The organism is Prosthecobacter algae, from assembly GCF_039542385.1.
Taxonomy (GTDB): Bacteria; Verrucomicrobiota; Verrucomicrobiia; order Verrucomicrobiales; family Verrucomicrobiaceae; genus Prosthecobacter; species Prosthecobacter algae.
The window spans coordinates 437,825-456,216 of the sequence record NZ_BAABIA010000004.1 but is presented as its reverse complement, the minus strand read 5'-3'; the positions used below and the strand labels follow the sequence as shown (position 1 = coordinate 456,216).

At 59.3% G+C, this 18,392-nt stretch carries 12 protein-coding genes and 1 pseudogene; 7 read left to right on the top strand and 6 right to left on the bottom strand.

From position 1 onward, the window contains the following. Nucleotides 1–42 precede the first annotated feature (42 nt). Nucleotides 43–1,052 (top strand): annotated as a pseudogene (locus ABEB25_RS11735) (virulence RhuM family protein). 736 nt (nucleotides 1,053–1,788) lie between these two features. On the opposite strand, the gene ABEB25_RS11730 reads toward ABEB25_RS11735, so the two are convergent. Further along, entirely contained in the window at nucleotides 1,789–2,244 is a 456-nt protein-coding gene (locus ABEB25_RS11730) for a hypothetical protein (RefSeq protein ID WP_345736598.1), read from the bottom strand. A 934-nt stretch (nucleotides 2,245–3,178) separates the two neighbouring features. Here ABEB25_RS11730 and ABEB25_RS11725 point away from each other — a divergent pair. Both ABEB25_RS11725 and ABEB25_RS11720 read left to right on the top strand, forming a co-directional pair. Then, nucleotides 3,179–4,615, top strand: coding sequence for an aldehyde dehydrogenase family protein (locus ABEB25_RS11725; RefSeq protein WP_345736597.1), 1,437 nt, complete (start codon nucleotides 3,179–3,181; stop codon nucleotides 4,613–4,615). 69 nt (nucleotides 4,616–4,684) lie between these two features. Beyond that, entirely contained in the window at nucleotides 4,685–5,803 is a 1,119-nt protein-coding gene (locus ABEB25_RS11720) for an iron-containing alcohol dehydrogenase (RefSeq protein ID WP_345736596.1), read from the top strand. A gap of 21 nt (nucleotides 5,804–5,824) precedes the next feature. Here the strand turns inward: ABEB25_RS11720 and ABEB25_RS11715 are convergent, their stop codons facing one another. Further along, the gene (locus tag ABEB25_RS11715; RefSeq protein ID WP_345736595.1) at nucleotides 5,825–6,787 is read right to left on the bottom strand and encodes an alpha/beta hydrolase family protein; all 963 of its coding nucleotides are present in this window, start codon (nucleotides 6,785–6,787) and stop codon (nucleotides 5,825–5,827) included. Nucleotides 6,788–7,128: 341 nt separating this feature from the next. Here ABEB25_RS11715 and eno point away from each other — a divergent pair, with 341 nt between their 5' ends. Continuing rightward, complete coding sequence (gene eno / locus ABEB25_RS11710) at nucleotides 7,129–8,415, top strand: phosphopyruvate hydratase (RefSeq protein WP_345736594.1); 1,287 nt, start codon at nucleotides 7,129–7,131, stop codon at nucleotides 8,413–8,415. A 27-nt stretch (nucleotides 8,416–8,442) separates the two neighbouring features. Continuing rightward, nucleotides 8,443–8,775, top strand: coding sequence for an FtsB family cell division protein (locus tag ABEB25_RS11705; RefSeq protein ID WP_345736593.1), 333 nt, complete (start codon nucleotides 8,443–8,445; stop codon nucleotides 8,773–8,775). A 252-nt stretch (nucleotides 8,776–9,027) separates the two neighbouring features. On the opposite strand, the gene ABEB25_RS11700 is transcribed toward ABEB25_RS11705, so the two are convergent. Then, nucleotides 9,028–13,128: a DUF3857 domain-containing protein gene (locus ABEB25_RS11700; protein WP_345736592.1), complete on the bottom strand. Its 4,101-nt coding sequence runs from the start codon at nucleotides 13,126–13,128 to the stop codon at nucleotides 9,028–9,030. A gap of 130 nt (nucleotides 13,129–13,258) precedes the next feature. Between ABEB25_RS11700 and ABEB25_RS11695 the strand changes: the two genes are divergently transcribed. Then, a complete protein-coding gene (locus tag ABEB25_RS11695; RefSeq protein ID WP_345736591.1) occupies nucleotides 13,259–13,819 on the top strand; it encodes a hypothetical protein in 561 nt (186 codons plus the stop codon). A 50-nt stretch (nucleotides 13,820–13,869) separates the two neighbouring features. Then, nucleotides 13,870–14,481, top strand: a complete 612-nt coding sequence (locus ABEB25_RS11690) for a hypothetical protein (protein ID WP_345736590.1) — start codon at nucleotides 13,870–13,872, stop codon at nucleotides 14,479–14,481. A gap of 6 nt (nucleotides 14,482–14,487) precedes the next feature. Here the strand turns inward: ABEB25_RS11690 and mnmE are convergent, their stop codons facing one another. The 3 genes from mnmE to ABEB25_RS11675 form a co-directional block, all read right to left on the bottom strand. Then, complete coding sequence (gene mnmE, locus ABEB25_RS11685) at nucleotides 14,488–15,834, bottom strand: tRNA uridine-5-carboxymethylaminomethyl(34) synthesis GTPase MnmE (RefSeq protein ID WP_345736589.1); 1,347 nt, start codon at nucleotides 15,832–15,834, stop codon at nucleotides 14,488–14,490. A gap of 95 nt (nucleotides 15,835–15,929) precedes the next feature. Then, nucleotides 15,930–16,550 carry a hypothetical protein gene (locus ABEB25_RS11680; protein WP_345736588.1) on the bottom strand — a complete coding sequence of 207 codons (621 nt, stop codon included), beginning with the start codon at nucleotides 16,548–16,550 and terminating at the stop codon, nucleotides 15,930–15,932. Nucleotides 16,551–16,834: 284 nt separating this feature from the next. Further along, nucleotides 16,835–18,388 (bottom strand): hypothetical protein, encoded by a 1,554-nt coding sequence (locus ABEB25_RS11675; protein ID WP_345736587.1) that lies wholly within the window; start codon nucleotides 18,386–18,388, stop codon nucleotides 16,835–16,837. Between the last annotated feature and the right edge of the window lie 4 nt (nucleotides 18,389–18,392).

Below are 18,392 nucleotides of genomic sequence, written 5' to 3'. Positions count from 1 at the left end.
CGTCACCAAGATGATCCCGCACGGAATCGCCCTGCCCATGCCATGACCGATCTGATCCTTTACACCACCGAAGACGGCAAAAGCCGCATCCAGCTCCGGACCAAAGATCAAACGGTGTGGCTTACTCAACGGGAAATCGGGAAGCTTTTTGACGTTAGCACGGACAATGTCGGCCTGCACCTGAAGAACCTGTATGAGACGGCGAACTCGACCGGCAGGCAACTACCGAGGAATCCTCGGTAGTTCAATCGGAAGGCGTCCGCGAGGTGCAGCGCCCGGTCACGCTCTACAACCTCGACGCCATCCTTGCCGTGGGCTACCGGGTGCGCTCACCCCGTGGCGTGCAGTTCCGCCGTTGGGCCAGCACCGTCCTGAAGGAGTACCTCCTCAAGGGCTTCGTGATGGACGATGAGCGAATGAAGAACCCGGACGGCCACCCGGATTATTTCGACGAGATGCTGGAGCGCATCCGGGACATCCGCGCCTCGGAGAAGCGCTTTTACCAGAAGGTACGGGACCTTTTGGCCCTGAGCAGCGACTAAGACAAGACGGACGCGGCCACACAGGTCTTCTTCGCCACGGTGCAAAATCTCCTGCTCTACGCCGTAACCCAGAAGACCGCAGCCGAACTCATCACCGCCCGGTCCGACCACAAGGATCCCAATTTCGACCTCCTGCACTGGAAGGGGTCTCAGGTCCGCAAGCAGGACATCCTAATCGCCAAAAACTACCTGACCGAGGACGAGATAGACACCCTCAACCGACTGGTGGTCATCTTCCTGGAAACCGCCGAACTGCGGACCAAAAACAAACAGGAGATCCGCATGACCTTCTGGAAAGACAACGTGGATCAGATCATCACCTCCAACGGCTTCCCATTGCTGGCCAATGCGGGTTCCATCAGCCATGAGCAGATGGAACAGCGGACAGCGGAGCTTTATCTCGAATTCGACCAGCACCGCAAAAAGCAGCAAGCCATCAAAGCTGACGAACAGGACGAAGCCGACCTCAAGGCACTGGAAATCAAGATCAAACGACGCCCCAAAAACTAACCGGCACTCGTTAAAAACAACTCGGCAAGCCCCTCTGAAACATCGCCGACCAAAGGCGGGGAGCGATGAATCAGGAAAGTATTCATCACTCTCCGAGTGATGTCCCTCCGACTCCGCTGCCCCAGCCACTTTCCCCATCTCGCACAAAGCCCCGCAGCCGAAGCGCGAGTATCCTACTCGCCTAACGCTCCTCCCGGCTTCGAGGCCAAAAGTGCATAGGCAGCCTCTTCAACGCCGCGCCCATAAAGGTCATGATGTACCCGCCAGCCCCATGAATTCCCTGCATGTGATGGATGAATCCTCCCGTCACACCACTCCCCTCCACCTCTCGCAAAGCGTCCCGGAGTGCGGTGGCAGAGAAGCCAGAGCCAACGGCTTCGGCGACACCGCTCTCGCCCGCCAGACCAAGGCACCCCAACCATCTTCCCGACAGCCGCCATCACTCGACCCACTCCAAAGTAAGGCGCATCTGGTAAAATAACAGAACCCCGAAGGGTGCCACCAAAGTACTCCAGAGCTTTAGCTCGTCAAAACCCCGCGTCAGATTCGACTCCTTATTTCAACAGGTTGGTATTCGTGGATCACGAAACAGACTCTCTAAACACAGCGCATCCGCCGATGAGGCTTGGCGAAAAGTAGCCCGCACAGTCCCTTGTGCGGACAGCACCTCGAAGCCCCAACCCCCATCTAAAATTTCCAGAACCACTCCGTAACAGCCCCCCAATAAAGCCCCATCCTAAGACCGACGTCGAGTCCGGTAATACAGGCTCCCCAACTCCATCACCCCTTCCCGCTGAGGTTTGAGGTTCCGGTCAAAGACCAAGTTGTGTACATCCAGATCTTCCAAATCAAGCAGGTTGTCCCCACCACTCCTGAAGACATCCTGCGCTTCATAGCCACAGAGCGCCCTCCGAATTCCAACCTCAGAGGCAATCAACTCGTAGAGACGATCCTCCAGCAGAGCCACCGTCTCCGGTTCGTTCAATCCTTCGCCATAACCAAAAGGCGAATATCCCGGCCCTTTAGGATTCGCATAGACATACCACAGCTCGCCCTCCGGTTCCACCAACACACGCGCCATCGAAATCTCCCTCCCATGAACTTCCGTCGTCCAAGCCCGCAGCTTGTCATGAATGCGCACCGCATCCTGCTCCTGATAGCATTCGATGTAAAAACTATAATAGACTGCCATATGTCACGAACGCTGAAGTTGGAGAGGACCGCGATATTCACCTGAATAAGTTAGTTTATCATTATCGTGAGAGATGTTCGAGGGTGTCGGCGAAATGATGAACTATTTCCGATAGCCTGAGACTGGGCCCGCCCGGCTGCGGGTGACAGAGCCAGACAATTCCGAACCCAAACTTTTTCGCCACTTAGCCCAAGTGGGGGTCCCAGGCACTTGCACGGGCGGGGGGATGGCCGGACAGTATTCCAGGCCCATGCCCAGACCCCATGCCAGCGGTTCCCCATCATCCGGCATCCCGGCCCAAACCCGGCGCAGCCGAGGCAGGTTTCCTAGGCCCCAATCCCGCATTCGGGTCCCCTTCCCAGCGCCCACCCAGCCACGGCAAACAACGCCAACGCAAAGTGCCCACTCCCAATTCCCCCTCCGGCTCCCCGTCCCCTCAAACAACCGCTCAACCACTGCTCACCCACCGCCAACGCGCGCAGCGCAAACCTCCCCAAATTCCCCAAATTCCCCAGATCTCCCCAAATTCCCCAGATCTCCCCAACTTCCCCATCTCCTCCCCAAACAATCCCCATCCCAACCCCTTCAACGACAACGTCTTACCCACCCAAATCCCCAAATGGGGAAAAAACAAAACCATCCCCATCCAGCCAATTCCCCGTTCCCCCAAACAACCGCGCAACCACTGCTCAGCCACCGCCAACGCGCGCAGCGCAAACTGCGCCGTCCTTCCCCAGCCACCGCCAACGAGCAGCCCCAACTTCCCCGCCCCCAAACAACCGCTCAACCACGGCTCAGCCACCGCCAACGCGCGCAGCGCAAACTCCCCCTGAGCAACTTCCTTCGAAAGACCCACACTCCAGCGCCTGTTTTTCATTGCTCCCTTGGGGGGACACTCGTAACCCTCCCGTTCCCTGACTTTTAACCATCTCCCATGTCTTCCATTCCTCACCTCCCCGCTCTTCGCAAAGGCCGCCCGTACGAATCTCTGGATAAAGTCCCGGTGAAAGACCACAAGACTGGAGAAATCTGCGCCGAAGTCAGCCAGGTGAATGCCGGCATCATCCGCAAGGACCTGGGCAAAATCAGCGAGGCACGCAAGGCCCTGAAGAAGTTCACCGTCGCCCAGCTCATCGAGATCACCGCCAAGGCGGGCGACCTTTTCCTCAATGGCACCCTGCCCCTGGGCGACAAAGGCCACACCCAAAGCCCGGAAGAATACATCGCCACCCTCTCCCGCACCAGCGGCCTGCCTCACATCATGGTGAAGCGCAACATGGCCAAGCTGCACTACGCGCTCACCCACATGGATGTCATCCTCAACGGCCTCTCCCGTGGCCTCGACATGAGCGTCATTGACAAAGGTTTCGGCACCCAGTCCGGCTGCCCTGTGGCCTACTTCCCCACCACCGATGCCCTCGGCCTCGTGATGCCCAGCAACTCCCCAGCGGTGAACTCCCTGTGGCTGCCATCCATCGCCCTGAAGATCCCGGTGGTCATCAAACCAGGCCGCGAAGAGCCCTGGACCCCCTTCCGTCTCATCCAGGCCTTCATCGCCGCCGGAGCACCAGCAGAAGCCTTTGGCTTTTACCCCACCGACCATGAAGGCAGTGGCGAAGTGGTGAAACTCAGCGGTCGCAACCTCGTCTTTGGCGATGTGGCCATGGCCAAAATGTACGAAGGGAACCCCCGCGTGCAGGTCCACGGCCCAGGCTGGAGCAAGATCATCATCGGCGAAGACAAGATCGAAAACTGGAAGGAATACATCGACGTCATCGTCAGCTCCATCAGCGACAACGGCGGCCGTTCCTGCATCAATGCCTCCGCCGTCATCGTGCCGAAATACGGCAAGGAAATCGCCGATGCCATCGCCCAGCGCCTCGGCCCCGTGGAGCCCCTGCCAGCGGATGATGAAAACGCCCGCCTCTCCGGCTTCGCCAACACCAAGATGGCCGACTACATTGACGGCGTCATCGACTCCGACCTCGCCGACAAGCCCGGTGCCGAAGACGTGACCGCGAAGTACCGCAACGGCCCCCGCAAGGTGGAGTTCCAGGGCGGGACCTTCCTGCGCCCCACGATCATCCATTGCAATAGCTGGGACCACCCCCTGGCCAACCGCGAATTCCTCTGCCCCTACGCCAGCGTGGTCGAGGTGAAGCAGTCCGAAGTGCTCAGCAAAATTGGTTATTCCCTCATCGTCACCGCGATCACCGAAGACCCCGAATTCACCGATCAGCTCCTCGAGTGCCCCACCATTGACCGCCTGAACCTCGGCCCCATCAGCACCATGAAAATCAGTTGGGACCAGCCCCATGAAGGAAACATGTTCGAGTTCCTCTACAAGCGCCGCTCCATTGACCGGGCTTGAACTGGCACGGCGATTGCGCCCGTGTTTCACTTCCTCCCAGCCCGTCGGTTTGCTCAGAGTACTTTCATCATGCCTTTTTCCCCCTTCGACTATCAGCCGCGCACTCGCCTCATCTTTGGAAACGGAACCCTCTCCCAGGTCGGCGAACTGACCCGGGAACTGGGCGGCAAGCGGGCGCTGATCGTCAGTGATCCAGGCATCGTGAAGGCAGGGTACGTGACACGGGCCGCCTCCTACCTCCTGGCAGCAGGCGTGCTGACTCGCGTCTTCGGAGACGTCCGCGAAAACCCCAGCACGGAGGATGTGGATCGCTGTGTGGATGCGGCCCGCGAATTCCGTGCCGACTTCATCATCGGCCTCGGCGGTGGCAGCAGCATGGATACCGCTAAGGGCTGCAACTTCATCTACACCAATGGTGGCCAGATGCAGGACTACTGGGGCACGGGCAAGGCCACCAAGCCCATGCTGCCCATGATCGCCATCCCCACCACGGCAGGCACCGGCAGCGAGTGCCAGAGCTACGCTCTCATCTCCGATGCGGTGACGCATGTGAAGATGGCCTGTGGCGATGTGAAGGCCGCCGCCAAGGTGGCCATCCTCGATCCCGAGCTCACTGTCTCGCAGCCTCACCGCGTCACCGTTTGCACCGGCGTGGATGCCCTCTCCCATTCCCTGGAGGCCGCCGTCACCAACAAAGGCAACGCCTACTCGACCGTCTTTGCCCGCGAGTCCTTCCGCCTCTGCCACGAAGGATTCACCCGCATCCTGGCCGAGCCCAAGGACCTGGAAGCCCGGGGCCAGATGCTGCTCGGCGCGGCCTATGCAGGCATTGCCATCGAGAACTCCATGCTCGGTGCCGCCCACTCCTGCGCCAACCCCCTCACCGCCAAGTTCCACGTCGTCCATGGCGAAGCGGTGGGCGTGATGCTGCCGCACGTGATCCGCTTCAATGCCGCCCTGCCCGAATGCGCTGCCGTGTATGCCAGCTACTATGCAGGCGACCTCGCCGCCCGCATTCAGGAACTCCTAGCCCTGGCCCAGATGCCCGTCAAAATCTCCCACCACGGCGTGACCGAGGCCGACCTGCCCGCCCTCGCCGAAATGGCGCTGAAACAATGGACCGCCCAGTTCAACCCAAGGCCCCTGACACTCGAGGACTTCGTCAACCTCTACCGCGCCGCCCTTTAATTCCCTCTCAATATGGCCCCCTCACTTGACATGCGTCAGCATCCAGGAGGCCAGGGTGGCATAGACCGGGAATTCAGTGATGAGCACATTGTGATGATCCGCCGAAGGGATCTCGACCCATTGTTTCTCGATCCCCTCCGGCAGCGCGGCGTAGAGCTTGCGGCCAGATTCGATGGGCACGACCTTGTCATCGGTGCCATGGAAGATGAGTGTGGGGATCTTCAACCGGGCGGCGTATTCATGCGGCTGGATGGCCCCCAAAGCGAGGCCAGTCTTCCACTCATAAATCCACCCCGCCCCGGCGGCCCACGGACGGCCCAACCACGAACCCGCAAGGCGGGAGGCCTGGAGCTCCATCGCAGGCTGAAACGCATGAAAGCTGGAGATGATGGCGAGAGCCTTCCAGGGAGCCTCAGGCTGCCCTGCGGAGTGCATGGCGACAGAGCCACCCATGGACATGCCCAGCAGCCCCGCCGGCTGCGGAGCAAAGGCATACTTGTCCGCAGCCTCCTTCAGAACTTGGGCAGGCAGCCCTGCCTCGCGAACTCCATAGTAGATGAGCGATGAAGGATGGTCGCCATGCGAGGGCATGTCTGGCAGCAGACAGCGGAAGCCGACCGCACAGAGGCGCTCCGCTATCGGCAGGTAGTCTTCCTTTCGCCCCTTGCGGCCATGGGTCAGCACCAGCGTCCCATGCACCTGGCCCACAGGTGACAGGGGCAGCTTGCGGGCGGCAAACTGTTCGCGGATGGTTTGCCCCCGTGTGCCAAGTTTCCCGCCGGGCTCCGGTAGGCACATCAGGCAGGGGGTGCCATCGGCCAACGCGAACTTTTCGATCTGCATGCCATGAGCCGCAGGATGGGCCAGGAACTCGAGATGGTAATCATGCAAAGGCCGACGCGATGGGCTGGCCAGCTCACTCCCCGCCCACCAAGTCACGGCAGCGCCGATCACCACAAGGAGAAGAAGAAAGAGACAGAACAAGCGGCGAAAGAGGCGGAACACAGGCAGGATTCTGCAACAGCCATCCAGCTCCCGCAAGACAGGCTGGCGAATGTTTGAGACGCGACTCAAACCCCTCAAATCACCTCTTTCTCGCCTTCACAATCTGCATGCATTCGTCGCCAAATGCGCTTATAATTAGGCGAACGGAATGGGTGAAATGGAGGAGAAAAGCTTGTTTTTGGCACGTTGGCTGTCACACCTGCCCCATATCTCCAGTTGAGACGGGAGCGTTTCTTGCTATCGAAACGCTTCAAACGTGGATTCTCAGAACCCCGCTTGCAAAAATCCCGAAGCTTAAGCATACTTAATTAAATCAAAACATGGACGACCTTACCATTGTAGAAGTCATCGCACGTGAAGTCCTGGACTCACGTGGCAATCCAACCGTTGAAGTGGACGTCCTTCTGGACGGCGGTGCCATCGGACGCGCGGCGGTGCCAAGCGGTGCCAGCACTGGCGAACACGAAGCCCTGGAACTGCGCGATGGCGACAAGAAGCGCTACCTCGGCAAAGGCGTGCTCAAGGCCGTGGACGCCGTGAACAACGAGATCGCCGACGCGATCATCGGCAGTAACGCCGCAGACCAGGTCTCCATTGACAAGGCCATGCTGGAAGTGGACGGCACTCCGACCAAGTCCAAGCTGGGTGCCAACGCCATCCTGGGTGCCTCCCTGGCTGTCGCTAAAGCCGCTGCTGCCGCCATGGGCCAGCCCCTCTACAAGTACATCGGCGGTCCAAACGCCAAGGTGCTGCCCGTGCCGATGATGAACATCATCAACGGTGGTGCTCACTCGGACGCCCCGATTGACTTCCAGGAATTCATGATCATGCCGAAAGGCGCACCGACGTTCTCCGAAGCTCTCCGCTACGGTGCCGAAGTGTTCCACGCGCTGAAGAAGATCCTTCACGACCTGGGCCTGAACACAGCCGTGGGTGACGAAGGCGGTTTTGCCCCGACCCTGAAGAGCGCCCACCACGCCCTCGAAGTCATCGCCCAGGCGATCGACAAGGCTGGCTACAAAATGGGTGAAGACATCTTCATCGCCCTGGACGTCGCCTCCTCCGAATTCTACGACAAGGCCAAGAACAAGTACGTCTTCAAGAAGAGCGACAAGTCTGAGCGCACCGCTGCTGAGCTGGTGGCCTACTACGCCGAGCTGAAGAAGGACTTCCCGATCATCTCCATCGAAGACGGCTGCGCCGAAAACGACTGGGACGGATGGGCCATCCTCTCCAAAGAACTGGGCGGCAGCACGCAGCTCGTCGGTGACGACCTCTTCGTCACGAACACCAAGTTCCTCCAGAAGGGCATTGATCAGGGCATCGCCAACTCCATCCTCGTGAAGGTGAACCAGATCGGTTCCCTGACCGAGACTCTGGACGCTGTGGACCTGGCCCACCGCCACGGCTACACAGCCGTGATGAGCCACCGCTCCGGTGAGACCGAAGACTACACCATCGCCGACCTCGCCGTCGCCACGAATTGCGGCCAGATCAAGACCGGTTCCCTTTCCCGCAGCGACCGTATCGCCAAGTACAACCAGTTGCTCCGCATCGAGCAGGAACTGGGTGAAAACGCGATCTTCGGTGGCCGCATGAAGGTCTAACCAACAACGTCGCACGACGGCACCGCCATGGAATACCGCGAATTTCAAATCGAACACGAGAGACCGCAGCAGATGGAACGCTGGCTGCGGGCCCTCGTGCGCCTTGGGAAATTCTGCCTCCTGCTCCTGGCGGTGCCAGTCGTCATCGCGATCTATAAGAAACCGCTGGCGGAACAAAACGCCATGCGTGCCAAGCTGGCCGTCATGGAGAGCCAGCGCGACACTTTGAAAAACGAGCGCGACAAGCTGTTGCGCCAGGTGGACTGGATCAAGACCGATCCCAACTACCTTGAGATCCGTGCCCGTGATCATGAAAACATGCACAAAAAGGGCGAATACGTGATCCGCTTTGTGGAGTAGCCCACCGCAGGGCTGAAGCCACAGCATATACGCGAACACGCAGTCACAAGGACCTTGTCCTGCTGCCGCGTGCATTCATTCCTGGCCGCCACACCGAGCAATCCGCTGCGGGTTACTTTTTGTTAGGCAACGAGCCTGCCATGGATTGCCGCTGTCATTTGGCCCAAGCCTGGACAATCTCAGACCACTCCTCTTCCGCGAACTTTTGCAATGCGGGCTAAGTTCGGATTGGCCCCAATCCAGGCCATTTCATCAAGGGTTTTTAAGGGTGAGTTCTTTGAGCCAGATGTCGTGGGCACCGGACCAGAGGGACTGGAAGCCGGCGTATTCTGAGGCGGGGTGGTTTCCGGGGTTGGTGGTGAACTCAAACTGGAGGCCGGAATCGGTCTTCATTTCCCAGCGGCCAAAGGCTGATTCGTTTTGGCGTTTCATCGCGGTCAAAGAATCGGGCAAGACGGAAAGCGATTTGTCCCAGGTGACCGTACTGCGGAAAGTGAAGGGCATGTTCCAGCGGAAGGGGGTCTGGCGATCCTTGATGAAGGGGATGCGCAGGTAATCGGTCTCCCAGGCATTGGGCAGGCGGAGCTTGGTGGCATCGCCGCGTTTTTCGACTGCGTTTGGCAAACTGTAGGTTAGGCGAAGGACGGCGGGTTGGGAGAGATCGGTAAGGTTGTCAAAAACGAAGTCCTCGAGCCGATAGCTGCCCATGTCATCGAGCAGATCCTGGGCATGCTGAAAACGGGCCTTGGGCTCCTGGCGGGCAAAGGCGCTCCTCATGCCGCTGGCGTAGTAGCCGTGCAGGGTCAGCTCTTCCTCCACACGAATGCTATCGGGTGGGAGCAGGGTGAGCTTGCGGCGGGATGAAACATCGCCGCTGCTTTTGAGAGGTCCGGGGACTTTTTTGATGGTGGGGCCTTCTGGATCCAGGACAAAGGCCGGGAATCCCCACAGGCCATAGGGGCTGTGGTCTGCCACCGAGAGATAGGACGCGGTGGTATCCATGAACTGGGTGTCCTTGAGCGCAGGAACATGGACAATGACGTGGTTGAAGGCATCCAGCGTGGGCTGGTTCAGTTCCAGCTCCCACTGGGTATTGATGAGGGCCAGATGGGAGGTGATGCCGCAGGCCCGGAGCATGTGATGGAGGAGGAGGGCCTGATCCTTGCAGTCGCCATAGCGTTGCTGAAGGGTCAGGCCCGGGGCATTGGGGGTCTGCCCGCGCACTCCGAATTCGATGGCCTTGTAACGGACGGACTTTTGCACAAAGGAGGCCAGAGCCCGAGCTTTTTCCTTGGTGCTCACGAGCCCCGCAGTGAGTTCCTTGGCTTCCTTCTCGATGGCAGGGTCGGGCTTCAGACGATCCGCAATGTTTTTCAGGTATCGCTGGCCCACCTCGGCCCAGGTTTCCTTTTTGCCCGAGAGGACAATTACGGGCGCCCAGGTTTCGATGGGCTGCTGGTAGGATTCCGATGCTGATGAGAGAGGCGCATTGGCGACGGCATAGATCACGCTGCCGGGTTCACGGGTAACCGTGATCCGGTCCTTCATGAGGAGGTCTTCGGAGAGGGAGTCCGTGTCGCCCGTGACGCTGATCAGTTCCGAGTAAGTGGGGATGCTGGCAGCAAACAGGTGGCGGGTGAGAGGGAAACTTTCAGCAATGGAAAGCCGCTCGACGGTGACTTCGCAATCCAAGGTTAGACCTGCCTTCATGCCTGGAACCTGGATATGCACGGTGCGTTCCGTGGTGGCCATGGAGCGGTCATCCGAATCGAGGACGTAAGAATCATCAATGCCGGCACGGGCGATCACCTTGCCCTCAGCATCCAGGACTTCGGCCTTGTTGACATGAAGGCGCTCCATGAGGGGATCGTAGGTGTACTCCATGGAACTGAAGGCATCGGCCCCTTCCTCGTTGAGGATGCGGATGACACGACGGGTGGTGCTGCGCATGGGTTTGTCCTTGGTGTAGTGGATGGAGCGCGCCCAAAGCAGCATGGCGGCATTGTGCCCCTCGCCAAAAGTAGGCGGCAGGGCGCGGAGCTTGTCCAGGCTGGCGGCGACGGATTTTGGCAGAGGGACGGCCTCGATGGGTGTCTTGATCTCGGTATTGCTCCCCTGCCCCAGGTAGGCGTCAGCATCCTTCAGCGCGGATTTCACGTCTTCATCATTGGGGGCCTTGCTGGCGGCTTTTTCAAAGCTGGACTTGGCATCGCGATACCATTTCCGGCCCATGTGGGCCCAGCCGCGCAGGAGATCCAGGCGGACCGTTTCCTGCTTCTTTTGCTCCAGCAGAGCGGCGATTTCCAAGGCCCGGTCGTGATTGCCCTGGCGGTTAGAATACTCTCCGAGCGCATAGAAGGCCTCGACATAATCGGGCTCTGTTTTGACCAAGGCCTCCAGCAGTTCGGCCGCACGTTTAGGGTCGCCTGCCTGGTCCGCCACCTGGGCCTGCCACAGGCGGGGGCGAGCTTCAGGATAGGCCTTGGCATAGGCATCGGCCACGGTGCGGGCTTCGTCGTGATGGTCTCCCTTGAGGAGTTCATTGATGAAGCTCAACACGGCCTCGTGCTGCTGGTAGCCTTCCTTGATGAGGGTGTGCAGCTTGGCGGTGCCCTCCTGGGTCTTGCCGGCTTTCAGCATCAGCCATGCGTGGCGCATCTGGTGGCCGTGATCACTGGCAAAGGAGCGAGCGCTGGCTACATCCATCACGGCGAGCGCATCTTCAAATTTGCTTTGGGACTCGAGCACATGAGTGATGTTCTCGTAGTAGGTGCGGTCATCAGGATTGATGGAGCTGGCCTCGCGGAAGTAGCTGATGGCGGCGGGCCATTCTTCACGGTCGTGGTACCAAAGGCCGACCTGGTTGACGAACTTGGACAGGCTTTCGGTCCGGGTCTCGCTGTTCAGGGAAACGGGAGGCTGAGTGGTGGGCTCGAAAAGTTCGATGCCGTCCATGGCTGTGCGCACGGTGGCCAGGGTGATGCCGGGAGTTTTGCGAGTCCAGCCAGCGAGCATCCAGGCGTGTTTGCCGGACTGGTGAATGCGAAAGAGGTAGAGGTAACGGTTGCCATCATCGGACTCCCTTTCGGTGGTGATCTCCAGCCCTGGAAAGGGCTTCTCAATCGTCCGCGTGGTGTAGTCGCTGCTGTCACGCCGATAGGTGAAATCATATTCGGCGAGGCAGGCCCGTGCGAGCGCCTCTGCGGCGGGGACGGGGGCCTCATCCATCTGGTGATGATAGGGCATGACCAGGACGACACTGGAGAGGGTCTGCGCGCCAAAATCCGCGAGGGTGGGCAAAGGATCGGCCCCTTTCTCAGCCGACCAGGATTGCCAGCCCATTTTGGAGATGGCGGTTTTGTAGCCGTGAGCGGGACGGTTCACATCGAGCTTGGCATCCAGACCAGGGGCCTGCCGTGTCATGTTCAGGACGCGAAAGCCCTCCACGAGGGCGCGGGCGGAATCGGCCACAGTCGTCCTTTTATCGGAATCGCCCCACACCATGATCTGCCAGGCGAAGCCCTGATGGGTAGCGATCCAATGCTCATAGGCGATGTCTTTTTTTACGGCCTCCGTGAAGGCGATGGAACTGAGATTGATGAAGTCGAGGCCGTTGAGTGTGACCCGCTTTTCCTGCTGCTGACGGACTTTGCTTTTGGAGGCGAGGCTGGTCTTCACGGAATGGAGCATGGCATCCAGGCCATTGTCCAAAAGGGCGGCGCTGTGCTCGGCAATGACCATGGCATAGACCTGGTCTGCCGGTTTGTGAAAGGCGGTGCAGGCGAGAGGCGAGAAGGCGGAGGGAGCCTGGGGCAGCCAGCTTTTGTCCGGAGGGGTGAGGGAAAAATTCCACTCTTCCTTGATGGCGGGGCCACCGGCAGCCTGGGCATTGGCTTGATCGGCCACTTTTCGGGCCAGTTGACCGAGAGGCTCGGCCAGGTGGATCGCGGCGATGCCGGCCATGGCCATGAGGGTGAGCACCAGGGCCCAGACAGCCTGCTTGCGCCCCTGATTGAAGCGCTGGCGGTCATACAAGGCGAGGCCGACGATGGCCAGCACCAGGGAGGTGAAGAGCATGGGCACGTTCACCAGCAAGATGGCCCAACTGAGGGTCGCAGGGATCCAGCCGCTTTCGATGACAAAGCTCCACACATAACCGCCCATGAAGACTGCCAGCAGCATGGCCAGGGGCAGCACACAGAGCGTGCTGGTGTGCGGGCGGCGCATGATGGCGATGCACTTGCAGATCCCGGCGAAAAGCATGACCAAAGCCAGGCTGGTGCCGATGTAGCGCCCTGACTCATATGCAGCGGAGGAGGTATCCGTGGCGAGCAGGAAGGCGAGGAAAATCATGGAGGGGTTTTAGCGGATGTTTTTATGCTCTGCAACGAGGATAGCAGGTGAGATTCTGAATCTGGCCGCGGCGGCTGCCTATGCCGATCTTCCCCTTGGCTTTCATGAAAGGAATGCGCTATTTTTCACCATGCGACGCCTGCTCCTCTGCTGCCTGCCCCTGGCCCTGACCCAATGTGTGGATCCTTATGGAAACCCCATGTCGCCTTTTGGCCCAGGAAATCCCCCGCCCTACACCGATGGGCGGGAACAATACCGCACGGACATGCGGGAGCAGGATCGCGGGCAGGCGCAGCAGGCCTATGACCGTGGTCAGCGGGATGGCCAGGACGATGCACGCGGCGGCATGGCGAGAAACTTGCAGCGCAATCCTTTTGGTTATTCCTCCACCCAAGCCACGGCCTACAATGATGGCTATGAGCAAGGTTACAGGACAGCGGCCCCTTCTGGAGGCGCACCCGGATATGGCCCGGCCCCCAGCTATCCAGGCACGGGGGGATACACGCCGCCTGAGCTGCCGCCGAGCCAGTCACAAAACGACCCTTCCTACAGCCAGGGCTATGAGTATGGCCTCCGCGACCGTGTGGCAGGGAGACAGGCGGATGCCGGGGCCCATGTGGGCCGCTATGATCCACGCTACAGGCGGAGCTTTGAGCGCGGGTATTACGATGCCTTTGAAGCGAGGCGTTAAGAGTATCCAGCAACTCCCCTTCGCTGACGCAACCTACAGACAGCGCATCCATGCACCCGTTGTTTATCACGAGGAGATCATGGATCGCCTGCACGGCGGGTGCTGGGCTGCACACGGCCTCCTCATGTCTGGTAGCCGAATCCAAAGAAGTAAAGGCCGCCAATGAATACAAGAGTGAACAACTGCTGCCCTACCTACAGGCCACGGAGTGGACCTTGTATTCGCTGTATCCAGACCCCTGGAGTACGCAGCAGAGCGGAGATCCCTTTGCCGAGCCGACTGGGGAATCCAAATCACGCGCTGATGCTAAACAGCTTGCCACACCCAAGGATGTCTTCCATGACCATGCGGTGCTGGGTCAGTTACAGCTCAAGGAAAATGAAAAGCTGCGCTATGTGGTGACCGCCCTCGATGTCTCCGGCAAAAACTGGCAGAGCGGTGTGGCGGGCTGCTTTTGGCCACGGCATGGCATCCGCATCGTTCATGAGGGCAAGCGCCATGATCTGCTGATTTGTTATGAATGCTCCAGGACGCTGCTGTTCATCGAAGACGCCGAAGCGGGAATGATTCATATGAATCCTGAGCCCCAGTTCCAAGCGACCCCCTACCCTCTGGATAGCCTTTTAAACAAGGCGAAGATCCCAAGGGCTTCGCGGTCCTGAGGCGGCTCACTTGCCGATGCAGAAGGAGGAGAAGATGACGTCGAGAATCTGCTCCACATCGACGACGCCGACGACTTCACCCACCGATTGAAGGGCCTCACGAAGATCGAGGGCGACGTATTCCGGGGCAGCACCATCTATGAGGGCAACGCGGGCAGCCTGGACCTGGGAAACGATGCGCTCGAAGCAAATCTTATGGCGGGCATTGATGGCGATGGGGTGGTCTGCCTGCATGGTCCCCGCGCTCATGATGAGGGTGCGGATGGCCTCGCGAAGCATTTCGACGCCAACATTGGCCGTGCAGGAAAGCGGGACGCCGCCTGTCCAGTCCGGATGGAGCCCCTGATCGGCCTTGTTTAAAATGAGGATGCGCCGGGCCTCGGCCTGAGGAGGTAGGGTGACGCGCAGGGCTGATGAAGGAGGGAGGCTGCCATCAACCACTTCCAAGATCAGATCTGCACGTTCCAGCTCGCGCTGAGTGCGCTCGATGCCGACGCGCTCAATCTCATCCTGGCTGCTGCGCAGGCCGGCGGTATCCACCAGGCGCAGAGGGATGCCGTGGACCTGGATGATTTCCTCGATGGTATCGCGGGTGGTGCCGGCCGTGGGGCTGACGATGGCGCGCTCGAAGCCTAACAAGAGATTTAGTAAGCTGGACTTGCCCACGTTGGGCTCGCCGCAGATGACGGTGCGGGCACCGTGGCGGAGGATGCGCCCCTGTTCGCTGGTGGCAATGAGGCGGCCTGCGCGCTGGAGCACCAGGTCCATTTTGGCGACGAGGGCGGCCCCGGTATCTGGCGAGATGTCCTCTTCCGGGAAATCAATGTAGGCCTCGACATGGGCGAGGACGGGGAGGAGCTCCTCCTTCAGGGCCAGGGCTTCGCGGCCGATGGCTCCGCCGAGCTGCTCATGCGCGGCCTTCAGTGCGAGGGTGCTTTGGGCATGGATGAGATCCATGACGGCCTCGGCCTGGGTGAGATCCATTTTGCCATTGAGAAAGGCACGCTGGGTGAACTCGCCCGGACCCGCCGCGCGGGCTCCCGCCGCGAGCAGAGATTCAAAAAGCTTTTGGGTGACCAACAAACCGCCGTGGCCATGGAACTCGACCACGTCTTCCCCCGTGTAGCTGGCAGGAGCGCGAAAGACGAGGAGAAGCCCCTGGTCCAGGGTGGAGCCATCGGCCTCCCTGGCGGTGACCAGATGGGCGTGCCTGGGCTGCAGAGCGGTGATGTCACGGCCTGCGCGGAAGACGGACTGGGCGACTTTGAGGGCCTCCGGTCCGGTGACCCTTAAAACGCTAATCGCCGCCTCTCCCAGTGCAGTGGAGATGGCGGCGATGGTATCTTGAAGCATTGAAAAGCAGGTTTGCGGTTGGGGAGGCTGATGAGGCGGGCAAGGGATCTCAGATCACCCTGACAAGGTGCCAGCAACAGCCTCTGCTTCCGGCCTTACTTGCTCTTTTTCTTTTCTCCGTCTTCCTTCTTAGCTCCATCGAGGGGAGTGATGATCGGACGGTCTTTCATTTCAGGCCAGATGAGCCACTTGTCGCCTTCCTTGACGAAGGAGATGAGGAACAGCTCTTCGATGCGGTCGCTAAGGGTTTCCTGGGAGGTGCGGACGGTGGCGTGGACGTAGTTCTTTTCTTTCTCTTCGACGAGACCGAGGACATCAATTTTCAAGGTGTCCTGCTTTTTCTTAGTCACCTCAGGAGCGGCGTTGACGCGCTTGTGCCAAGCGCTGCGGTCGGTGATGTAGAATTCCTGGGGGGTGAGGACTTCGAGATCGCGGATTTCTTTGACGCCGAAACGCTCAAGCATCTGGGCCTCTTCGGTCATCGTGGGGGCGGTCTTGATGATGGCGATGGTTTCCTTCTGCTTCCGCTCTAGGGAGCTGGGCAGAAGCATGACGGAAGCGGTTTTCCAGTCCTGGGCGACGACGCTCTCCAGGTATTTTTTCACCATGGTGGCGCAGGGATGATCCAGGGGCAGTTGAGCGCTCCAAGAGGAGCTTGCGAGAGCAAGGAAGCTCAGGGCCACAGAGAGGCGAAACAGAGGAAGGGCAGAATGCATAGAGTCAGCTTAGACCCGCGTGATCGCGGATTGTTCGGGGTTTTTAGCCCGCGCCATGAAGAACGTCAAATGGAGAAACCTTTCACGCTGCGGGGATTGTTGATAATCTCACACCTAACAGGAAGACCGGGCTGCACATTCTCAAAACAGTAGGACCGGTTCAAAGATCTGGACAGGGGCCATGGACGTGGATCGGATGCGATAAGGCAGCAAGCCTGCCTGGACCGGATGACACTCACAGCAGCAAGCTCTGAAAATCTCAGGGAGTTCCCCAAAGGTTGTGATTAATCCAGCGAGCGCTTCGGCGGTGCGATGCGCACAGGATCTGGTTCGCCTGGCTTGCGAGGTGCAGCGGCGGCCACTTGGGCAAAGCGCTGAACTTCGAAATCCTTGACGTTCACGGTGAGATCGAGCTTGGCCAGGAATTCCCAGGTGGCTGGCACGCCGATGTCGTCGGCGATCTTGCGGGATTCGAGGTAGGAATCGAAGGCATCGGCCATGACCTGGAAAACGGCCACACCATTGGGGTCCCCTTTGATCTGGCGCATGAGCCGCTGGTAATTGGAGCCTTCGGCGCGCATTTGTTCCAGAGTTTCCCCGCCGCCAGCGCGCGGAGTGAGGGTGAGCACCACCTGGGTGCTGCCAGGCCGGACGGTAGGCTTGATGACGTAGGCCCCGCTCAAAGTTGGGCTGGAGGCTGCACGCTCCAGCATGGCCTGAATCTTGAAGGCATCGTAGATGACCTTGCTGCGGCTTTTGTTTTTGATACTATCGAGATCTGCGAGGTCTTTGACGAAGTAACCGAGGACATCCCGGGGAGTGGTCTTGACTTCGACAGGTTTACCAGAGCCATAGGTAAAAGAGATTTTTCCGCCGACCAAAGTGGCCTTGAATGTGGGTTTCAATGGGTCTTTGGAAGGATCCAGAGCGGTCCATTTGGCAAGATCTCCTTTGGTGGCGGCGACCACGGCCTCAGCCAGGGCTGGCAAGGTGCTGCGGATGACGACGGAGACATCTCCGAGAGAAGTGAGGATGTTTTTGTTAGGCTGGAGGCCTGCGGTGGCGAGGGTTTTGTAAGCCTCGGCCACTTGGTCCATCTGGAAAGTATTGACCAGGGGAGCAATTTCCGGCCAGACCTGCTGGGCTGCCTGGGCAGTGCCAAAAATCTTGGTCAGCATGGGCAGGAAGGGGTCAATTTTGACGTCCTTGTACTCAAGCTGGCTTTTGACCTTTTCGAGGCCGTCCATGATGGGCTTGATGAATTCGACCTCGTTGAGAGTCAGCACACCCTGCTTGGCCACCAGGATACGAGTTTCGTTAGGCTTGGCCGGATAGGGGCGAGGGTTGGGCAGGCGGACGAATTTGGGCGGCGGCGGTTGATAGACGGGAGTTTGATCCAGCAGGCCTTTCAGGCGCTCCAGTTCCGTGAGAAGCTTTTCGATTTCGGCCTTTTTCTTTTCGCGGTCCGCCTTGGCATCATCCAGCTTTTTGCGGAAGCTGTCGAGATCCAGAAACTTCATTTCTGCCTGGACCGAGGTGGTGTCGATCTTGCTAAGCTCGTCCTCCGTTTTCTTGAGTTCGAGTTCGGCGATGCGTTTCTTTTCATCAAGATCTTTGGGATCTTCGGCAATCGGAGGCAGCTTTTTCATCTGCTCGACCATTCGCTGGTGCTCCTCTTTGGTCACCGGGGGGAGATCCGAGAGGATCTTGTTGACGGCACTGGCAAGACTGATGCCAACCATGACCATGACGATGATGAGCACCCCGACGACGTTCGTCATGGTGTCCATCAAAGCGACGAAGGGCAATTCCTGCTCTTCATGTTTGTGTTTGGACATAAGG